14 protein-coding genes and 2 tRNA genes are annotated in these 19,392 nt (G+C 64.9%); 9 read left to right on the top strand and 7 right to left on the bottom strand.

Annotated features, from left to right (window positions below; all coding sequences use genetic code 11):
- Positions 1–86 precede the first annotated feature (86 nt).
- From ABWI03_RS25970 to rdgB, 4 genes are all read left to right on the top strand, one after another.
- The gene (locus tag ABWI03_RS25970) at positions 87–746 is read left to right on the top strand and encodes a rhomboid family intramembrane serine protease (protein WP_095973030.1); all 660 of its coding nucleotides are present in this window, start codon (positions 87–89) and stop codon (positions 744–746) included.
- A gap of 97 nt (positions 747–843) precedes the next feature.
- Positions 844–1,602 (top strand): cyclic nucleotide-degrading phosphodiesterase, encoded by a 759-nt coding sequence (locus tag ABWI03_RS25965; protein ID WP_298781464.1) that lies wholly within the window; start codon positions 844–846, stop codon positions 1,600–1,602.
- Positions 1,603–1,654: 52 nt separating this feature from the next.
- Positions 1,655–2,440, top strand: coding sequence for a ribonuclease PH (gene rph / locus ABWI03_RS25960; protein WP_003945332.1), 786 nt, complete (start codon positions 1,655–1,657; stop codon positions 2,438–2,440).
- A 3-nt stretch (positions 2,441–2,443) separates the two neighbouring features.
- Complete coding sequence (gene rdgB, locus ABWI03_RS25955) at positions 2,444–3,052, top strand: RdgB/HAM1 family non-canonical purine NTP pyrophosphatase (RefSeq protein ID WP_095973031.1); 609 nt, start codon at positions 2,444–2,446, stop codon at positions 3,050–3,052.
- A 62-nt stretch (positions 3,053–3,114) separates the two neighbouring features.
- On the opposite strand, the gene ABWI03_RS25950 is transcribed toward rdgB, so the two are convergent.
- Positions 3,115–3,495: a DUF3817 domain-containing protein gene (locus ABWI03_RS25950; protein WP_003945334.1), complete on the bottom strand. Its 381-nt coding sequence runs from the start codon at positions 3,493–3,495 to the stop codon at positions 3,115–3,117.
- Entirely contained in the window at positions 3,492–3,899 is a 408-nt protein-coding gene (locus ABWI03_RS25945; protein WP_021333455.1) for a hypothetical protein, read from the bottom strand. Before ABWI03_RS25945 ends, ABWI03_RS25950 begins: the two co-directional genes overlap by 4 nt.
- Positions 3,900–4,106: 207 nt before the next feature.
- Here ABWI03_RS25945 and ABWI03_RS25940 point away from each other — a divergent pair, with 207 nt between their 5' ends.
- Positions 4,107–4,826 carry an aspartate/glutamate racemase family protein gene (locus tag ABWI03_RS25940; RefSeq protein WP_353798994.1) on the top strand — a complete coding sequence of 240 codons (720 nt, stop codon included), beginning with the start codon at positions 4,107–4,109 and terminating at the stop codon, positions 4,824–4,826.
- 56 nt (positions 4,827–4,882) lie between these two features.
- Here the strand turns inward: ABWI03_RS25940 and ABWI03_RS25935 are convergent.
- Positions 4,883–4,964, bottom strand: a tRNA-Leu gene (locus tag ABWI03_RS25935).
- A gap of 73 nt (positions 4,965–5,037) precedes the next feature.
- Entirely contained in the window at positions 5,038–5,754 is a 717-nt protein-coding gene (locus ABWI03_RS25930) for a DUF8548 family protein (RefSeq protein ID WP_298781370.1), read from the bottom strand.
- Between the two features lie 418 nt (positions 5,755–6,172).
- Between ABWI03_RS25930 and ABWI03_RS25925 the strand changes: the two genes are divergently transcribed.
- Both ABWI03_RS25925 and acpS read left to right on the top strand, forming a co-directional pair.
- The gene (locus ABWI03_RS25925) at positions 6,173–15,514 is read left to right on the top strand and encodes a type I polyketide synthase (protein ID WP_298781367.1); all 9,342 of its coding nucleotides are present in this window, start codon (positions 6,173–6,175) and stop codon (positions 15,512–15,514) included.
- A gap of 10 nt (positions 15,515–15,524) precedes the next feature.
- Positions 15,525–15,923, top strand: coding sequence for a holo-ACP synthase AcpS (gene acpS, locus ABWI03_RS25920; protein ID WP_021333452.1), 399 nt, complete (start codon positions 15,525–15,527; stop codon positions 15,921–15,923).
- 59 nt (positions 15,924–15,982) lie between these two features.
- Here the strand turns inward: acpS and ABWI03_RS25915 are convergent, their stop codons facing one another.
- Positions 15,983–16,684, bottom strand: coding sequence for a TetR family transcriptional regulator (locus tag ABWI03_RS25915; protein ID WP_019749142.1), 702 nt, complete (start codon positions 16,682–16,684; stop codon positions 15,983–15,985).
- Positions 16,685–16,975: 291 nt separating this feature from the next.
- Here ABWI03_RS25915 and ABWI03_RS25910 point away from each other — a divergent pair, with 291 nt between their 5' ends.
- Positions 16,976–18,319 (top strand): dipeptidase, encoded by a 1,344-nt coding sequence (locus ABWI03_RS25910; protein ID WP_298781361.1) that lies wholly within the window; start codon positions 16,976–16,978, stop codon positions 18,317–18,319.
- A 2-nt stretch (positions 18,320–18,321) separates the two neighbouring features.
- Here the strand turns inward: ABWI03_RS25910 and bcp are convergent, their stop codons facing one another.
- Positions 18,322–18,795: a thioredoxin-dependent thiol peroxidase gene (gene bcp / locus ABWI03_RS25905; protein ID WP_007733290.1), complete on the bottom strand. Its 474-nt coding sequence runs from the start codon at positions 18,793–18,795 to the stop codon at positions 18,322–18,324.
- A 145-nt stretch (positions 18,796–18,940) separates the two neighbouring features.
- On the opposite strand from bcp, the gene ABWI03_RS25900 reads away from it, so the two are divergent.
- Positions 18,941–19,162, top strand: a complete 222-nt coding sequence (locus ABWI03_RS25900; RefSeq protein ID WP_003945299.1) for a DUF3618 domain-containing protein — start codon at positions 18,941–18,943, stop codon at positions 19,160–19,162.
- 66 nt (positions 19,163–19,228) lie between these two features.
- Here ABWI03_RS25900 and ABWI03_RS25895 read toward each other — a convergent pair.
- Positions 19,229–19,301, bottom strand: a tRNA-Lys gene (locus ABWI03_RS25895).
- Positions 19,302–19,392 lie beyond the last annotated feature (91 nt).

Raw genomic sequence — 19,392 nt, 5'->3', positions numbered from 1 at the left:
TCCTGGTGTCGGCGGTAATCTCGAATTGAGCCTGGTCGCCAGTGAGCGAATCAGAAAAACCGGATCGACGGTGGAGGACGCACACGATGACGATGGATTTCAACAATCCGGACTTCGGCACCCGGACGCCGGCACCGAAATCCGGTCCGCCCTCGGTGTGGAAGCAGTCGGCCGTATTGGTGGGCGGCTTCGCGATCCTGCTCTACGTGATCGAGATCGTGGATGTCATCTCCGGTCAGAATGTTCAGAATGCCGGCGTCACCCCGCGCACGCTCGACGGTCTGTGGGGAATCCTGTTCGCCCCGGTACTTCACGACGACTGGGGCCATCTGATCGCCAACACCATTCCGGTGCTGATTCTCGGATACCTCGTGCTGGTGACGGGAATCGCGCGCGGACTCGCGGCGACCGGCATCATCTGGGTGATCGGCGGTGTCGGGACCTGGTTGTTCGCCGGCTCGAACTCGAATCACGTGGGTGCGTCCGTGCTGATCTTCGGCTGGGTCACCTACCTGCTGGTGCGCGGGTTCTTCACGCGCAGCTTCACCCAGATCCTGATCGGCGTTGCCGTCTTCGTCGTGTACGGCGGAGTGCTGTGGGGCGTACTGCCGAGCGATCCACGGGTTTCCTGGCAAGGACATCTGTTCGGAGCGATCGGCGGCGTGGTGGCCGCCTGGGCGCTGACGTCGGGGGAGAGGGCCAAGCGCGCAGGGTCGACGCCGGCCGTTCGACCACCGAGTTTCTGAACGGACGTGGGTCACACCCTCACTGCTGTGTGACTTCGACGCGCCAAAACCACCAAGAGCTTTTTCCCAGACGGGTAGACGTGGCAGCATGACCGGTATGCGCATGACCGTCCTGGGGTGTTCCGGCAGCGTCACGGGTCCGGATTCACCGGCTTCGGGATACCTGCTCACGGCACCGGGAACTCCGCCGCTCGTGATCGACTTCGGCCCGGGAGTTCTTGGGGCGTTGCAGCGATACGCCGATCCGGGCGAGGTAACCATCCTGCTTTCGCACCTTCATGCGGACCACTGTCTGGACATGCCCGGCCTGCTGGTCTGGCGTCGCTATCACCCCAACCCGCCGGTCGGACGGGCTCTGGTTTACGGCCCCACCGACACCGCGTGCCGCATCGGAGTGTCCTCCGCCGAGTGCGCCGGCGAGATGGACGACATCTCCGACACCATCGACGTCCGGCTCTGGGCCGAGAACGAGCCGGTGACATTCGGAGAACTGAGCGTCGTCGCCCGTCGGATGAATCATCCACCCGAGGCTTACGGATTCCGGTTCACCGGCGCCGACGGCCGCGTGCTCGTCTATACAGGCGACACCGGTATGTGCGACAACGTCGTCGAACTCGCGCGTGGTGCAGACGTGTTGCTCTCCGAAGCGTCGTGGACCGACAGCCCCGATCGACCTGAGGGAGTCCATCTCTCCGGCAAGGAAGCCGGCCGTGTGGCTGCGCTCGCCGGCGTCAAGGAACTTCTCCTCACCCACATCCCGCCGTGGACATCGCGTGAAGACGTGATCGCCGAAGCGAAATCCGAATTCTCCGGACCGGTTCATGCCGTCTCCGCCGGAAGTGTCTACGACATCTGATTCCCCTCACATTCGATGCAGCGCCGACCGGGCGACCGCTAGGCTCACGAAGGTGACTACACGAGAAGACGGTAGGGCGGACGACGAGCTCCGCACGGTCAAGATCACCCGCGGGTTCACCAGTCATCCGGCCGGATCCGTTCTGGTCGAGTTCGGGAACACACGCGTCATGTGCACGGCCAGTGTCGAAGAAGGTGTACCCCGCTGGCGCAAGGGCTCCGGCTTGGGTTGGCTGACAGCCGAATACGCGATGCTTCCGGCCGCCACGCACACACGCAGTGGCCGCGAATCGGTCAAGGGCAAGGTCGGCGGACGCACGCAGGAGATCAGTCGACTCATCGGCCGGTCACTTCGGGCGTGCATCGATCTCGCGGCAATCGGTGAGAACACCATCGCCCTCGACTGTGATGTCCTCCAAGCCGACGGTGGCACTCGCACCGCGGCAGTGACGGGGGCATACGTAGCCCTGGTCGACGCCGTGACGTACCTGCGCGCAGCCGACCTGCTTTCCGACCCACAGCCCATCTCGTGTGGCATAGCGGCCGTCAGCGTCGGCGTCGTGGACGGGCGAGTTCGTCTCGACCTTCCGTACGAAGAGGATTCGCGTGCCGAGGTCGACATGAATGTCGTGGCCACCGATACCGGCACGCTGGTGGAAATTCAAGGAACCGGTGAGGGCGCCACCTTCCCGCGCTCGACGCTGGACAAGCTGCTCGACTCCGCTCTGGCGGGTTGTGAGCAACTTTTCGAGATACAGCGTCAGGCGTTGGCCGAGCCGTATCCCGGGGTGCTCCCCGAACCGAAGAATCCGGAACCCAAGAAGAAGTTCGGTGCCTGAGCTGTGAGCGTACGAGTATTGGTTGCCAGCCGAAATGCCAAGAAACTGAAGGAACTTCATCGAGTTCTCGACGCCGCCGGAGTGAACGGAATCGAACTGGTCGGGCTCGACGAGGTTCCGCCGTTCCCCGAAGCCCCCGAGACCGGAGCGACGTTCGAGGAGAATGCGCTCGCCAAAGCCCGTGACGGGGCCGCTGCAACCGGAATGGCTTGCATCGCAGATGATTCCGGTGTCGAGATCGATGCACTCAACGGGATGCCGGGTGTGCTGTCCGCGCGGTGGTCGGGCACTCACGGGAACGACGGCGCGAACACCGCTCTGGTACTGGCTCAGCTGGGGGACGTGCCCGACGAGCGGCGGGGCGCGGCATTCGTCTCCGCCTGTGCACTGGTGATCCCTGGCGGCGACGAGACTGTCGTGCGCGGCGAATGGCGCGGGGTGATCGGCCGAGAACCGGCCGGCGACGGCGGATTCGGATACGACCCCATCTTCCGTCCGGACGGCGACACCCGCTCGGCCGCAGAACTCACCCCGGCCGAAAAGGACGCGGCGTCACATCGAGGGCGCGCGCTCGTGCAGCTCGTTCCGGCATTGGCCGCACTGGCCGGCTGAACCGAATCCGAAAAGTAGAGCCCTGAACGCGTCTGCGTTCAGGGCTCTACTTTTCGAAACTCTCAGAGCTGATAAGCCTGCTTCACCTGGGCGGTTCGCTTGTGCTCGAACACGAACGACAGGAAGGGGATCGTGCCGGCGAGCGCGGTGGCAACCGTCGTCCCGGGCTTCCACCGGGCCTTGATCGCCAAGTCGATCGTGAACACGAGGTAGAGCATGTAGAACAGGCCGTGGATCTGACCGATGTAGAACAACCACGACGGTGCGTCCGCGGAATTGTCGAGAATCAGGTACTTGTAGACCATCTCACCGGTCAGGAACAGCAGCCAGAGGCCGGTGATCCAGGCGAGAACGCGGTATCGGACCAGCGCCGACGCAACCTTCTTCTGTTTTTCTGCGTTGACTGCGGGGGTAGCGATGCTCGCTTCCGAACCGGTACTCACGTCGTGCTCCTATCGGACTCGCGAGCGGCGAGCTGCGCAAGGTAGTCGTTGTATTCCAGCATTTGGCGGGCTTCAGGATCGTCGACGTCGAGGTTCACATCGTCGAACTCGGCCTGCGGGCGTTGCGGCAAGAGGTCGGCGGGAATCTCACGCGGCTCCGCGGCGGCTTCCTCGGCCTCGGCCTCTTCGGGGTCCACGTCTTCGAGCTGAACGAACTTGCGATACGCGTACACGACAAACGCCGCGAACAGCGGCCACTGGAACGCGTACCCGAGATTCTGTCCGGACCCTCCGACGGCTTCGAAGCGCTCCCACTGCCACCAGCCGAGCGCGAGGCAGCCGGCGGCTGACACGATGACCAGCAGAATCAGCGCAGGTCGGCGTTTAGTAGCGTTCTTGGACACACTAAGACGGTACCTGAGAGCTATAGTGCCTCGCCCTGCGATCTCCGACACGGTGTCGTAGAGGCCGTGCCACGGCGTGTCGTAGAGGCCGTGCCGCAGCGCCTGTGCGCTATGCCCATCCTCACCCGCAACGCCAGGCACTGAACACATTTTCCCAGCTGTGCTGCATCGATAACCTCGGGCGTATCCGACAACAGGGGAGCGTTCATGCACATCAGAGTGATTCGTCCGGTCATCGACACCACACTCACGCCTGCTGTGACAGCCGAGGTGGAGCACTGGGCAGCGCCCGGTACGAGGGTCGACGTCGTTTCGCTGCGTTCCGGAACGGAGAGCATCGAGAGTGAGTACGACGAGGCGCTGGCCGGCCCCGGGATCGTGCAGAGGGTAGAAGAGGCGGCCGCTGACGGCGTCGACGGTGTATTCATCACGTGTTTCGCCGATCCCGGAGTGCATGCCGCCCGAGAGATCATCGACGCACCGGTGGTCGGCGGCTTCGAGCCGTCCTTCCTGACGGCGATGAGTCTGGGCGATCGGGTCGGCGTCGTGACCATCCTGCCCAATGTCGTGCCGATGCTTCGATCGCTCACTCGGCGATACGGGCTGGACAATCGGCTGGGCAGTATTCGTGTCGTGGACATGCCGGTGCTCGGACTCACCTATCGGGAGGTTCTGATCGATCGACTGGCCGATCAGGCGTCTGCGGCCGCGGAGAACGGGGAGGCGGACTCCATTGTTCTCGGTTGTACCGGCATGCTCGGTGTGACCGGCGCAGTCCGAGACAGGCTGCATGACACAGGGATTCATGTTCCAGTTGTGGATCCGACGGCAGCGGCGATCACGTGGTTGGAGAGCTCGGTCCGTCTGGGGCTGACGCCGAGTCGGACGACGTACATGACTCCACCGGTCAAGGATCGAAAGCGCTGAACGTGATCAAGAACTGAAAAGCCCCGCCGGATCAGATCCGGCGGGGCTCTTCGTTGTGCGCGAGGGGGGACTTGAACCCCCACGTCCTGAGACACTGGAACCTAAATCCAGCGCGTCTGCCAATTCCGCCACTCGCGCGCGGAATTCAAAGGATACGCGAGTGGAATCGCTCGCGGGAACACCACCCTGGTCGGGATGTGCCCGCCTGCTCTCAGGCCGATTCGGCGAGCGGATCCGCTGCCGGCGAGGTGGTCGTTTTCTTCGATCGGCGCGGTTGTTCAGCGGTGCGTTGATACCGCCACACAGCGTGGGTGAGTGTCCGAACATCGACGTCGAGGTGTTCCGACACCGCAACAAGCAATTCGGTTGCGTCGGTGCTCGACAACAATTCCTCGCTGCTGCTCGCCTCGGTGGCGAACCGTGCGAGCAGATCTATCGAGGTTGCCGACAACTTCCCGGACAAGAACACCAGCGTTTCGAAGGTCCTGGGGCCGAGGCCCGGAACGGAGACGACTGCCGAGCGGAGGCTTTCGGTGTCCTCGACGTCGGAACTGGACCGGCAACCGGCGTCGACGAGCGCCTTGGCTGCGCGAGCTACACCTTCGGCCTTGGTGGAGTAGTTGCCCGGCACGCGCTGGCGATTGCCGAGAACCGTTGCGAGTTCGTCGCCACGGTCGGTGAAGGCGGCGAGAGCGGACAGGCTGTCGAGATGTTCGCCGGCGGCTACCGAGCGGTGTGTGCGCCAACGGTCGACGACGGCGCGGACTCCGGTCTTCGGCGTTCCGTAGGCGGCGCGCGACGAGAAGATCGCGTCGAGAAGGGCGGCTTCGGACTCGCGCGGCCATCCCTGATTCCAATGCGGCCACGCCTCGCGCGGAAGTTCGGCGGCGATGAATTCGACCGCCCTGGCTACGTCTGTGTCTTTCATGATTTCTCCCCCGAGAAGTTGTCCTGTGTGGACGCGCTGAACGTAGCGAGAGGGTCCGACAGATTGTGGCCGCGAACGCACGGGATCGACTGTCCGTCAAGGAGGTCACGAATTGGTAACAATAAATATGAGGGGTTCCTCAGGTTTCTGAAAATCCCGGTAACAGTCCCAGGCAGGGCGTTCGCGACCTACTCACGAGTCACTTTCTCGAAGTCCCGTGAGGAAGATCACGGCCCTGAAAGTCCAGATTTCCAGGGCGCCGACAAACGTGAGGAAATCCTCATGATTCTGTGTAAACCTTGTCTTGCACGAACGCCCTGACTCCGTCGATTCTCTCGACGAATTCGCGAGCACTTCAGCCGGGCAGCACACCGCAAATCCCACCTCGCCGCAGAGGTGACCAGGAGAGGACGTACGCGTGACGATCGATGACACGACACCTACAGGAAACGGACGCGACTCGAAGGGTGGGCGCCGTTTCGGCGTCGATGGGGGACAGTCCCGCACGACCAGTAAAGGTGCCCTCGTCGATTCGCTGAACAACGGCGTTTCCTACGCAATCGCTTTCGGTGGTCAGGGCGCTCCCTGGCTCACCTCGCTCGAGGAGCTCAGCCGCGACAACGGCCTGGAGCCCGTTCTGACCGATCTGGTCAACGACGCAGCCGCACGCCTCGCGCCCGTTGCACAGGATCTTCTCGTGGTTCGCCCGGTCGGATTCGATCCGATCGCGTGGATGCTCGAAGCCGAGATCGTCGACGAAGAAGAAGGCGAGAAGTCGGCGGGTCCGTCCGCTGCAGCGCTCACCGCAGCTCCGGTGTCACTCCCCGGCGTCTTCCTCACGCAGCTTGCGGCGTTGCGTGCACTCTCCGCTCAGGGTCTGGATGTAGCCGGTAACCCGCCGGCCGCCGTCATCGGCCACTCGCAGGGCCTTCTGGCCACGGCTGCCGTAGCCGCGCAGGGCAACGACGACGGTGAGCTCCTCGCCGTCGCGCAGCTCGTCGGCGCCGCTGCCAGCCTCGTCGGCCGTCGCCGTGGCGTCATCGCCGGCGCCTCCGCGAAGCCGATGGTTGCAGTTTCGGGCGTCGATCCCGAGCGTCTCGCTGCCATCGTCGCCGAGCTTGCCGAGGGTGTGGCGCCCGAGCGCGCGGCTGTCCTCGCTATTCGCAACGGCCGTCGCCGCGTCGTCCTTGCCGGGCCGCCCGCTCAGCTGGCACGCGTGCAAGAACGCTGCGAGCAGATCGAAGCCGAAGAAGCCCGTGAGCGTGAGGGCAAGAAGCGTGGCGGTTCCGTCTTCGCTCCGTCCTTCGATCCGCTCGACACCGAAATCGGCTTCCACCACCCCGCATTGGCCGAGGCCGTCGAACTTGTCGGCAGCTGGGCAACCCGTTGCGGTCTCGACGCGGACCGTGCGCGTGAACTTGCGCAGGGTGTCCTCGTCGATCCGGTCGACTGGGTCGAGGCTGTCGACGGCGCAATCTCCGCCGGCGCCAAGTGGATTCTCGATCTCGGACCCAGCGATCAGCTGACCCGTATGACGTCCTCTTCGCTGCGTGGACAGGGCATCGGCATCATTGCCGCCGCCACCCGTGGTGGACACCGCAATCTGCTCACTCCCGGCGCTGCGCCCGAGGTCTCACGTTCGTGGTCCGAGTTCGCGCCGAAGCCCGTTGCGCTTCCCGGCGGCCGCATCGGCGTCGAGACCGCGTTCACGAAGCTGACCGGTCGTTCGCCCATCCTGCTCGCAGGCATGACGCCGACGACGGTCGACGCCAAGATCGTCGCCGCGGCAGCCAATGCCGGTCACTGGGCCGAGCTTGCCGGTGGTGGACAGGTCACCGAGGAGATCTTCGAAGACCGTGTCGCAGAGCTGAAGATGCTGCTCGAGCCGGGCCGCGCGGTCCAGTTCAACTCCTTGTTCCTCGACCCGTACCTGTGGAAGCTGCAGCTCGGTGGCAAGCGTCTGGTGCAGCGTGCCCGTACTGCCGGTGCTCCCATCGACGGCGTCATCGTCACCGCCGGTATCCCGGAACTCGAAGAGGCAGTTGCCCTCATCGACGAGCTGTCCGAGATCGGGATCACCAACATCGCGTTCAAGCCCGGCACCGTGGCGCAGATCCGTTCCGTGATCCGTATCGCCAACGAGGTTCCGAACTTCCCGGTCATCGTCCACATCGAAGGTGGCCGCGCCGGTGGACACCACTCGTGGGAAGACCTCGACGACCTGCTCCTCGACACGTACGCCGAGCTGCGTACACGTCCGAACCTGGTCATCTGCGTCGGCGGTGGTATCGGAACACCGGAGCGCGCAGCCGATTACCTGACCGGCCGCTGGTCTGCCGCAGCCGGTTTCCCGGCCATGCCCGTCGACGGCATCCTGGTCGGCACCGCAGCCATGGCGACTCTCGAGGCCACCACCTCTCCCGAGGTCAAGCAGCTTCTCGTCGACACACCCGGTACGCCGGACTGGGTCGGTGCCGGTACCGCTGAAGGTGGAATGGCCTCGGGCCGTAGCCAGCTCGGTGCCGACATCCACGAAATCGACAACGCGGCTTCGCGTACCGGACGCCTCCTCGACGAGGTTGCCGGTGATTCCGAGGCAGTGGCCGAGCGCCGCGAGGAGATCATCGCCGCCCTCGACGTCACCGCCAAGCCGTACTTCGGCGACGTCGAGACCATGACGTACGCGCAGTGGCTGCGTCGCTACCTCGAGCTGACCGTCGGCATCGACGCCGCGAAGGAATTCGACTGCGGCGCAGATCTTCAGGACGCCATCGTCGAGGCGACCTCGAGCCCGTGGCTCGACATCACCTGGCGTGCTCGCTTCGGCGAGATGCTCCAGCGCACCGAGGCGCGTCTGCACCCGGTCGACCGCGGCCCGATTCCCACGCTGTTCGGCGACGCCGAGACTCTCGAGCGTCCCGAGGCTGCGATCTGCGCACTGCAGGCGTCGTACCCGGACTACTCGACGACCGTTCTGCATCCCGCAGACGTCTCGTTCTTCATCTCGCTGTGCAAGACGCCGGGCAAGCCGGTCAACTTCGTTCCCGTCGTCGACGGTGACGTGCGTCGTTGGTGGCGCAGCGACTCCCTGTGGCAGGCTCACGATCCCCGCTACACCGCCGATCAGGTTTGCGTCATCCCCGGCACCGTTGCCGTCGCAGGCATCACCCGTGTCGACGAGCCGGTCGGTGACCTGCTCGATCGCTTCGAGAAGGCCACCTACGACGAATTGGTCGCTGCCGGAACCACTCCGGTTGCACTCGCGAGCCGTCGCCACCAGGATTCCGCACCCGGACTTCTCGACGCCGTCCTCTCGGCTCCCGACCTCCAGTGGGCCGGCCGCCTGACCCAGAACCCCGTCCGTCGTCTCGGCGACCTCGACGAGTGGAGTGCAGAGTCTGCCGACAAGGCAGTTCACGGCACCACCGGTTCCAGTCTGACCGTCGTCGATTCCTCGCACGTGCTGCTTTCGGTTCCGTTGGTGGCAGACAAGTCCGTCGACATCACGATCACGATCCCTGAGTCCGTCGTCGACGGCGGCGCTCCGGTCGTCACCGAGGCAGACGCCGAAGGCGCGATGTCCGCGCTGCTGGCAGTTGCTGCCGGACAGGAACTTCCGGCAGTCAAGAACGGCAAGGCCCGCCTCAACGTCGCGTGGGTTCCCGATCGAATCGCCGATCACGCCGGTGTCACAGGTTCCGGCCTGCCCGCCACGCTCAGTGTCAGCGGCAAGGCTGTTCCGGACGTCGTCGTCGGAGCATGCTGGCCCGCCGTCTTCGCGGTCCTCGGCGCAGCCAAGCTCGACAGTCTTTCCGTCATCGAAGGCATGCTCGACCTGGTCCACCTCGACCACACCGTCGACTTCGTCGGTGAGCTGCCTTCCGAGACAAGCATTCTCGTCGTCAACGCCGAGGTCGCTTCGGTTCTCGACACCGACCTCGGTCGCGTCGTCGAGGTCAAGGTCGAGGTCGGTGCCATGCTCGGCGAGGGCCTCGACGCCCCCGCAGTCGTCACCATGACCGAGCGTTTCGCGATCCGCGGACGTACCGGCGCAGGCGAACTCGCCGACCCGGCTCGCGCCGGTGGATCGATCAGCGACGCGGCTGTCGACACCTCGCGTCGTCGTCGCCGTGACGCGAAGATCCTCGCGCCGGTCAGCATGGGCGCCTTCGCTCAGGTTTCCGGTGACCACAACCCGATTCACACCTCCGACAACGCCGCTCTGCTGGCCGGCCTCGGAACCCCGATCGTGCACGGCATGTGGCTCTCCGCCGCAGCGCAGCAGGTTGTCACCGCAGTCGACCCGGCCGAGACCCGCGTCCCGCCGCGCCGCCTGACCGCCTGGACCGCCCGCTTCCTCGGGATGGTTCGCCCCGGCGCCGAGATCGACGTCCGCGTCGATCGTGTCGGTATCGACCACGGTGCCGAAATCGTCGAGGTCGGCTGCCGCATCGACGGTGAACTGGTCATGGTTGCCACCGGCCGCACCGCTGCGCCGAAGACCGTCTACGCCTTCCCCGGCCAGGGCATCCAGCGCCCGGGCATGGGCCTCGACGCTCGTGCTCGCTCCAAGGCCGCCCGCGACGTCTGGGAGCGCGCGGACAAGCACACCCGCAAGGCACTCGGATTCTCGATTCTCGCTGTCGTGCGCGACAACCCGGTGACCGTCAAGGCCCGTGGTGTCGAGCACAGGCATCCCGATGGTGTCCTGCACCTGACGCAGTTCACCCAGGTGGCCATGGCCGTTCTCGGTGTTGCGCAGGTTGCCGAGCTGCGCGAGTCCGGAACCTTCATCGAGGATTCGCTTCTGGCCGGTCACTCGGTCGGTGAGTACAACGCACTCGCCGCTGTCGCCGAGGTCTTCCCGCTCGAAGCGCTTCTCGAGGTCGTCTTCCAGCGTGGCTCTGCGATGCACCAGCTCGTTCCCCGCGACGAAGCCGGACGCTCCGACTACCGCATGGCCGCTATTCGCCCGTCGCAGATCGGTGTTTCCGACGACGACGTGCAGGACTTCGTCGCCGGTGTGGCCGAGGCTTCCGGAGAGTTCCTCGAAATCGTCAACCTGAACCTGCGCGGCAGCCAGTACGCCATTGCCGGTTCGGTAGCCGGTCTCGACGCTCTCGAGGTCGAAATTGACCGTCGCCGAGCAGAATTCGGTGGCAAGCGGGCATACATCCAGGTCCCCGGCATCGACGTGCCGTTCCACTCCACGGTCCTTCGCGGCGGTGTGGCGGACTTCCGCGTGTGCCTGCAGGACTTGCTCCCGCACGACATCGACCCGGACATCCTGATCGGCCGCTACATCCCGAACCTGGTTCCGAAGCCGTTCTCACTGCGTCGTGACTTCGTTCAGGAAATCGCCGACCTGGTGCCGTCCGAGCCGCTGCAGGAAGTCCTCGCAGACTTCGACAGCTATGCAACGCGCACTCACGAGTTGTCCCGCATCATCCTGATCGAGCTGCTGGCTTGGCAGTTCGCCAGCCCGGTCCGTTGGATCGAGACGCAGGACTTGCTCTTCAGCGACGAGTCCGAAGGTGGACTCGGAGTCGAGCGCTTCGTCGAGATCGGCCTCGGCGCTGCCCCGACCGTGGCGAACCTCGCGTCGCAGACCCTCAAGCTGCCGGGTCGCTTCGGCTACCCGGTCGAGGTTCTCAACGTCGAACGCGAAGCCGCGATCGTCTACGGCACCGACGTCGACCCCGCTGTCGATGACGACGACGAGATCGAAGCCCCTGCCGCGCAGGCCACGCCGACCGCCGCAGCCGCTGCTCCGGTTGCCGCTGCCGCTCCCGCTGCACCCTCGGGCGGACCGCGTCCGGATGACCTCACCTTCAAGGCACCGGATGCCACGAAGGTCCTGATCAGCCTGTGGACCAAGCTCCGTCCCGATCAGGTCGGCCCCGCCGACACGATCGAGGCACTGTGCGACGGCGTCTCCTCGCGTCGTAACCAGCTTCTGGTCGACCTCGGCTCCGAGCTGTCCCTCGGCGCCATCGACGGTGCCGCGGATGCCGACATGGGCTCCTTGGGAGCAACCGTCGACAAGCTCGCCCGTACGTACAAGCCGTTCGGACCGGTGCTCTCCGATTCGATCAACGATCACCTGCGCAAGGTCTTCGGCCCCTCGGGCAAGCGTCCCGGCTACATCGCCGACCGCGTCAAGAAGGTCTGGGAACTGGGCGACGGCTGGGCACACCACGTCACCGCAGCAGTGGCTCTCGGCACCCGCGACGGCGCCAGCATCCGCGGCGGCGACCTCGGTGGCCTGAGCTCCGGCGCACTGGCCGACGCTGCAGCAGTGGACGCAGTCATCGACAGCGCAGTTGCCTCGGTCGGCTCTGCTCGCGGAGTCAGCGTCTCGCTGCCGGCCACCGGTGGCGGAAGCGGCGGAACCGTCGATGCAGCCGCTCTGGGCGAGTTCACCGAGAACATCACGGGCCGCAACGGCGTTCTGGCCTCGGCCGCCCGCCTGGTGCTCGAGCAGCTCGGACTGAACGAAGAAGCAGCAGTCGCGACGGTCGAGGACACCGAACTGGTCGACTTGGTCTCGGCTGAACTCGGCTCCGACTGGCCGCGTCTGGTTGCTCCGGCATTCGACGCGCAGAAGGCGGTCCTGCTCGACGACCGTTGGGCAAGTGCGCGTGAGGATCTCGCTCGCATCTGGATCCGGTCGAGCGAAGCGAGGGGTGGTGTCTCAGGTGACACCGCGTTGTCGGTCGAGAACTTCATCGGTGCCGGTTCCACTGTCGCCGCACAGGCGAAGTGGTGGGCCACCCGCGCAACCGACGAAGGCCGCACGGCGCTCGCCGAGGTCTACACCCGCATCGCTGATGCGGCCGTGACGACAGAATCCGACGCACCCGAGTGGGCAGGCGAGGTCGCAGTAGTGACCGGCGCCAGCAAGGGCTCCATCGCGGCAGCGGTCACGGGCAAGCTCCTTGCCGGTGGTGCAACGGTATTCGTGACCACCTCGCGACTCGACGGTCAGCGCCTCGGCTTCTACCGCGAACTGTACCGCGAGAACGCTCGCGCCGGTGCAGCCCTCTGGGTGGTTCCCGCGAACATGGCGTCGTACACCGACGTCGACGCACTGATCGACTGGATCGGCAACGAGGCCACCGAGAACGCAGGTGGCGCAAAGAAGCTCATCAAGCCGGCCATGACGCCGACGATGCTCTTCCCGTTCGCAGCTCCCCGTGTCGGCGGTGAACTCTCCGACGCCGGCGCTCGCGCCGAAATGGAAATGCGCGTGCTGCTCTGGTCGGTGGAGCGTCTCATCGGCGGTCTGTCCAAGATCGGTTACGACAGCGACGTCGACACGCACCTGCACGTAGTGCTGCCCGGTTCGCCGAACCGCGGAACGTTCGGCGGCGACGGTGCTTACGGTGAGGCAAAGGCTTCGCTGATCGCCGTGGTCAACCGTTGGAAGGCCGAGCGCAACTGGGCCGAGCGGGTCACGCTGGCACACGCGGTCATCGGTTGGGTTCGCGGAACCGGTCTCATGGGTCACAACGATCCGATCGTCGACGCAGTCGAAGCTGCGGGCGTCCGCACCTGGTCCACCCAGGAGATGGCCACCCAACTGCTGAAGACGGCAACCCGCGAATCGCGACGCGCCGCTGCAGAGGCTCCGCTCGAGGTCGACCTGACCGGCGGACTGTCCGAGGCCAACCTGGATCTGGGTGCTTTGGCCAAGGAAGCTGCCGAGGTGGCCGAGATCGCCGAAGCCGTTGACGAAGCCGTCGACGAGTCCAGCATCCTGGCGTTGCCGGCGCCGGCTCGTCTCGACGACTCGGTCAAGGCTCCGAGCTGGCCCGAACTGGACGTCACTCCCGCGGACCTCGTGGTCATCGTGGGTGCCGGAGAGCTCGGACCCTACGGTTCCTCACGTACCCGCTTCGAGATGGAGGTCGACGAGCAGCTCTCTGCCGCAGGCGTTCTCGAATTGGCGTGGAACACCGGACTCATCGTCTGGGAGAACGACCCCAAGCCGGGCTGGTACGACGTCGAATCCGGCGACCTGGTACCCGAGGCGGAAATCGCGGACAAGTACCACGACGCAGTCGTCGAGCGTTGCGGCATCCGTCGTTACGTCGACGAGGGCGCGATGATCGACAACACCGCTCCGCTGCTCACCTCGGTGTTCCTGGACAAGGATCTGAGCTTCGTGGTCGGCAGTGAGGCAGAGGCGCAGGCCTTCGTCGAATCCGATCCGGAGAACACGACGGCCACGGTTTCCGCCGAGTCCGGCGACTGGACGGTCACTCGCCGCGCAGGCACCGAGATCCGCGTCCCGCGCAAGATGAAGCTGACTCGTAGTGTCGGCGGCCAGATCCCGACCAACTTCGACGTCACCAAGTGGGGCATCCCCGCCGACATGGCGGATTCGGTCGACCGCGTCGGACTCTGGAACATCGTCGCAACGGTGGACGCCTTCCTTACCGGCGGCTTCACTCCGAGCGAACTGCTCCGTTGGGTACACCCGAGCCTGGTCGCCAACACGCAGGGCACCGGCATGGGTGGTATGACCTCCATGAGGAGCCTGTACATCGACACGCTGCTCGGCGAGAACCGTCCGAACGACATCCTGCAGGAAGCGCTGCCGAACGTCATTGCAGCGCACGTCGTTCAGTCGTACGTCGGCGGTTACGGCGCGATGGTTCACCCCGTCGCAGCCTGCGCCACGGCAGCAGTATCCGTCGAAGAAGGCGTCGACAAGATCCGACTCGGCAAGGCACAGTTGGTTGTTGCCGGCGGGTTCGACGATCTGAGCACGGAAGGCATCATCGGCTTCGGTGACATGTCGGCCACTGCCAAGACCGAGGACATGCACGCCAAGGGCATCGAGGATCGCCGCTTCTCGCGGGCCAACGATCGTCGCCGCGGCGGCTTCGTCGAGTCGGCCGGTGGCGGAACGATTCTCCTCGCTCGTGGTGACCTGGCGCTCGAGATGGGTCTGCCCGTCCTCGGTGTGGTCGCCTGGGCCGGATCGTTCGCCGACGGTGTCCACACCTCGATCCCGGCACCGGGACTCGGAGCACTGGGCGCCGGACGCGGGGGAGCGGATTCGCAGCTCGCACTCTCGCTCAACGCTCTCGGTGTGAGCGCGGACGACATCGCCGTGATCTCCAAGCACGACACCTCCACGGCCGCCAACGATCCCAACGAGGCAGAGCTGCACGAGCGCCTCGCCGGGGCGCTGGGACGCAGTGAAGGTGCGCCGATGTTCGTGGTCTCGCAGAAGAGCCTGACCGGTCATGCCAAGGGCGGTGCCGCAGCCTTCCAGTTGATCGGGCTCTGCCAGGTATTGAGCCAGGGCATCGTCCCGCCGAACCGCAGCCTCGACTGCGTCGACGACAAGATGGCCGAGTTCGAGCACCTCGTGTGGGCACGTCAGCCGCTCAAGTTCGGTGATCAGCTTCCGCTGCGCGCCGGTCTGCTGACCAGCCTCGGCTTCGGTCACGTCTCCGGACTGATCGCCGTCGTGCACCCGCAGGCATTCGTCGAGTCGGTTCCGGCTGACAAGCGTGCGGACTACGTTGCTGCGGCGCAGCAACGGACGATCGACGGTCAGCGTCGCCTCGCCAAGGCGATGTGCGGTGGCGACAGCCTCTACGAGCGGCCTGCGGATCGTCGTCTCGGTGCCGACGGAACGCCGGCCAAGGCGTCGCGTCAGCTCGAAGCGGACATGCTGCTGAGCGAGGACGCACGACTCGGCGCAGACCAGGTGTACCGCTCGAATCTGCCCGGCTGCAAGTAATAATCACGGTATGGGAGTTCTGGGTATCGGCTTCGACCTCGTGACGGTGTCGGAGTTCGCCGAGCAATTGAACAGGCCGGGAACGGCAATGCTCGACAACTTCACACCGGGCGAGCGTCGAGACGCCGCTACCCGGAGCTCCGAACCGGCACGACACTTCGCCGCACGGTGGGCGGCGAAGGAAGCAGTGATCAAGGCATGGTCGACTGCTCTCTTCGCCAGCCCGCCGGTGCTGGGGGAGATGATCCACAATCAGATCGAAGTCGTCTCGGACGCCTGGGGGCGCCCCGGCATTCGGCTTCGTGGTGACGTGGCCAAACACCTCACCGGCGTGAAGATTCATATCTCGCTCACCCACGACGGGGACATGGCCGGCGCGTTCGCGGTCATCGAATCCGATCCGGAGTAACACCGCCGGACACGAAAGAGCCGGTCTCCCAAGGGGAGACCGGCTCTTTCGTCGTTCGACTAGTCCTTCGTGCGGGACTCCTTCTCGGCGACGAGAAGATACGCGATCATCAACCTCTTCAGTTCGGCGACGGCGTCTGCATGCGACTGGCCGTCCTGAACCGAGAAATTGAGCATCGAATACACCACGTGGACAAGAACTTCCGCCATCATCAGGCGGCGATCTCGCCGCGTACGAGGCGTCAGCGGACCCAGCATTTTCGCGACGGTCTCGGCGAACTGCTTCTCGTGAATGACTCCGGTGGCCCGCGTGGACGGCGTCGACTGCATCGCCAGCCAGACTTCGCGACGCGACGGATCAGACGTCCACAGCCCGGCCATGTGATCGACGAAACTGTTCAGGAACCGCAACCAGTCGAGTGAGGGCACCTCGCCGCCGAACTGCGCAAGCTCGTGCTGGACCCCGACGAGGTCCTGGCGGTTCAATTCGCACACGATGACGTACTTGTTGGCGAAGAACTGGTAGAGCGTCCCGATCGGGACGTCAGCTCGTGCCGCGACCTCTTCGCAGGTGAACGATTCGAATCCGACATCGGTGAGGAGTTCGCGTGACGCCGCCAGGAGTGCGTCGAATTTACGCTGGCTGCGCTCTTGCGTCGGACGCTTGCGCGGCAGCAGTTCCTGCGGTTCTTCGAGGCTCTGGGGATTCTCCAGTGCCGGGTCGACTCGTCGCCGCGCGCGGTTACGAGTCGTGGGCTGCACGTCTTCCAGGCTATCGGTGTTTTCTGTCGAATTTGGGACTTGTGCATTATCCGGTGTCATCGGCCACCTACTTCGGCGGTCGTGATCGGTCGACACGCACCGCGCAGGTGCGCGCACGCGAGTACCGATGCTGTTGCCACACCTCGATACTAGGTGACCACCTGTCCAGTAGCCGAAGAGGTTGCTGCGCGGTGTGGCGAAAGCGGCGATCCTCCCGACTCCCTACGTCCGATTCGGGCACACTGAGATTCTTCGGGCACACCGAGATTCGATGCCGAGGAAAGGGAGACGATGACGGAAGAACTGCGAACCGCGGTACGTGGACTCATGCCGCGTGCCCGTGAAGATCTCAGCGCACTTGTGGCGATGAAGTCCGTCGCCGATGCACGGCAGTACCCGCCGGAAGAATGCGCGGCCGCAGCACATTGGGTCCTGGAGGCATTCCGCGATCAAGGTTTCGCCGACATCGAGGCGATCGAGACCTCCGACGGCTCGGCCGCCGTCGTCGGCCGGCGACCAGGTCCGGCCGGTGCCCGGACGGTTCTGCTGTACTGCCACTACGACGTTCAGCCGCCGGGAAACGAAGAGCTCTGGGGCTCGCCGCCTTTCGCACTCACCGAGCGCGACGGACGGTGGTACGGACGTGGCGCTTCCGACTGCAAGGGCAACGTCGTCATGCATCTGACGGCGCTGCGTGCGCTTGTCGCCGCCGGTGTCGATCCGAGCGCACATCTGACGATCGTCGCCGAAGGTTCGGAGGAGATGGGGACCGGTGGTCTCGAGGATCTGGTGCGAGAGCGGCCCGAACTTTTCGCGGCCGACATGATTCTGATCGCCGATACCGGCAACACCGAGGTGGGGGAGCCGACGATCACGACGTCTTTGCGCGGGATCGCCAACGTGGTGGTCCACGTGTCGACACTCGAGGGTGAGATTCACTCCGGCGTCTTCGGTGGGCCGGCGCCCGATGCGATCACCGCGCTGGTGCACATTCTCTCGACCCTGCACGACGGCGCCGGAAATACCACAGTCGAAGGCTTGACCAACGACCAGGAATGGGCCGGGGTCAGCTACGACGACGATCAGTTCCGTTCTGATGCGGGAGTGCTCGACGGCGTCCAACTGACCGGTTCCGGTTCGGTGGCAGAACAGGTGTGGGCTCGTCCGGCGCTGACCATTCTGGGAATCGACTGCCCGCCGGTGGTCGGTTCGGCGGCGGCGATCACGCCACGCGCGTCCGCACGTCTGAATCTTCGCGTCCCGCCCGGCACGGATCCGGCGCAGGCACAGAAGTTGTTGACCGACCACCTCCGCGCAGCGGCGCCGTGGGGCGTCCACATCGAGGTCGTACCGGAATCGACGGGCTCACCGTTCTCGTCGTCGACCGAAGGAACGGGGTTCGCGCAACTGAAGTCTGCGCTGACCGATGCCTACGGCCGGGAAGTGGGATTTGCCGGCCAAGGCGGATCGATCCCGCTGTGCAGCGCGCTGGCCGAGCAGTTCCCCGACGCGGAGATCGCATTGATCGGCGTCGAGGAACCGCAGTGCCGCATTCATGCGCCCGACGAAAGCGTCGACCCGTCGGAGATCGAGAATCTCGCTTTCGCCGAGGCGCTGTTCTTGAGCAGATACTGAAGTCAGACCGACAAATCGCGTCGTAGCTTGGCGACGTGACCGGTGGCCCGGACGTTGTACTGGGCCACCTCGATCTTGCCTTCCTCGTCGACGAGGAACGTCGAGCGGATGACGCCCTGCACCGTCTTGCCGTACATCTTCTTCTCACCGAATGCGCCCCAGGCTTCGAGCGTCGCCTTCTCGGGGTCGGAGAGAAGCGGGAAGGTCAGTTCCTCGGTATCGCGGAATTTGGCGAGCTTGGCGGGCTTGTCCGGCGAGATTCCGATGACCTCGAGGCCGGCGCCGTTCAGTTCGGCGAGGCTGTCACGGAAGTCGCAGGCCTGCTTGGTGCACCCCGGCGTGCTGGCCGCTGGGTAGAAGTACACGATGACCTTGCGGCCGCGGTAATCGTGGAGTGAAACCTCGTTGCCGTCGGCGTCGGGGAGCGTGAAATCCGGCGCGACGTCGCCGGCGGACAATCTACTGTTCTCGGTCACGGGAATCGAGGTTAGTCGAGAAATTGCGCGGCAGGTGGGCGCGAGGGCATTCTGCTCCTCTACGGTAGAGCGAAGTGTCGGCGCGCTGCGTCCGCACAGCAGACCCGCACACAGAGCAGCAGAACACAGACAAGTTGGAGGACACGTGCCCAGGGACACCGAGAGCATCGAGCGCGAGATCGAGAAGGCGCGTAATCAGCTCGCGAGCACACTCGACGAACTGACGGTCCGCACCAACCCGAAGCGGCTGGTCGAGAACACCAAGAAGACGGTGCTCGCCAAGCTCAACGAGCCGGCAGTGAAGTACGCGCTGATCGCAGTCGGTTCAGTGGTGGGACTACTCGTGGTCCGGAAGATCATTCGCTGACCCGAGTTTTCGAAGACAGAACATGAAGAAGGCCCCCACCTGGTGAGGTGGGGGCCTTCTTGCAAGTGCGCCCACAGGGACTCGAACCCCGGACCCAGTGATTAAGAGTCACTTGCTCTACCAACTGAGCTATAGGCGCTCGCTCTTGCGAGACAGAACATTAGCCGACAGGCTCAGGAGTTTGCAAAACGCGTGTTCATCGTGGTGACGATGGTTACATCGCTTCCGTA

Origin of the sequence: Rhodococcus baikonurensis (assembly GCF_040489275.1) — a bacterium.
In the GTDB taxonomy this organism is placed as follows: domain Bacteria; phylum Actinomycetota; class Actinomycetes; order Mycobacteriales; family Mycobacteriaceae; genus Rhodococcus_F; species Rhodococcus_F baikonurensis.
The sequence above is the reverse complement of the archived record's forward strand: the minus strand, read 5'-3'. Positions and strand labels throughout refer to the sequence as shown.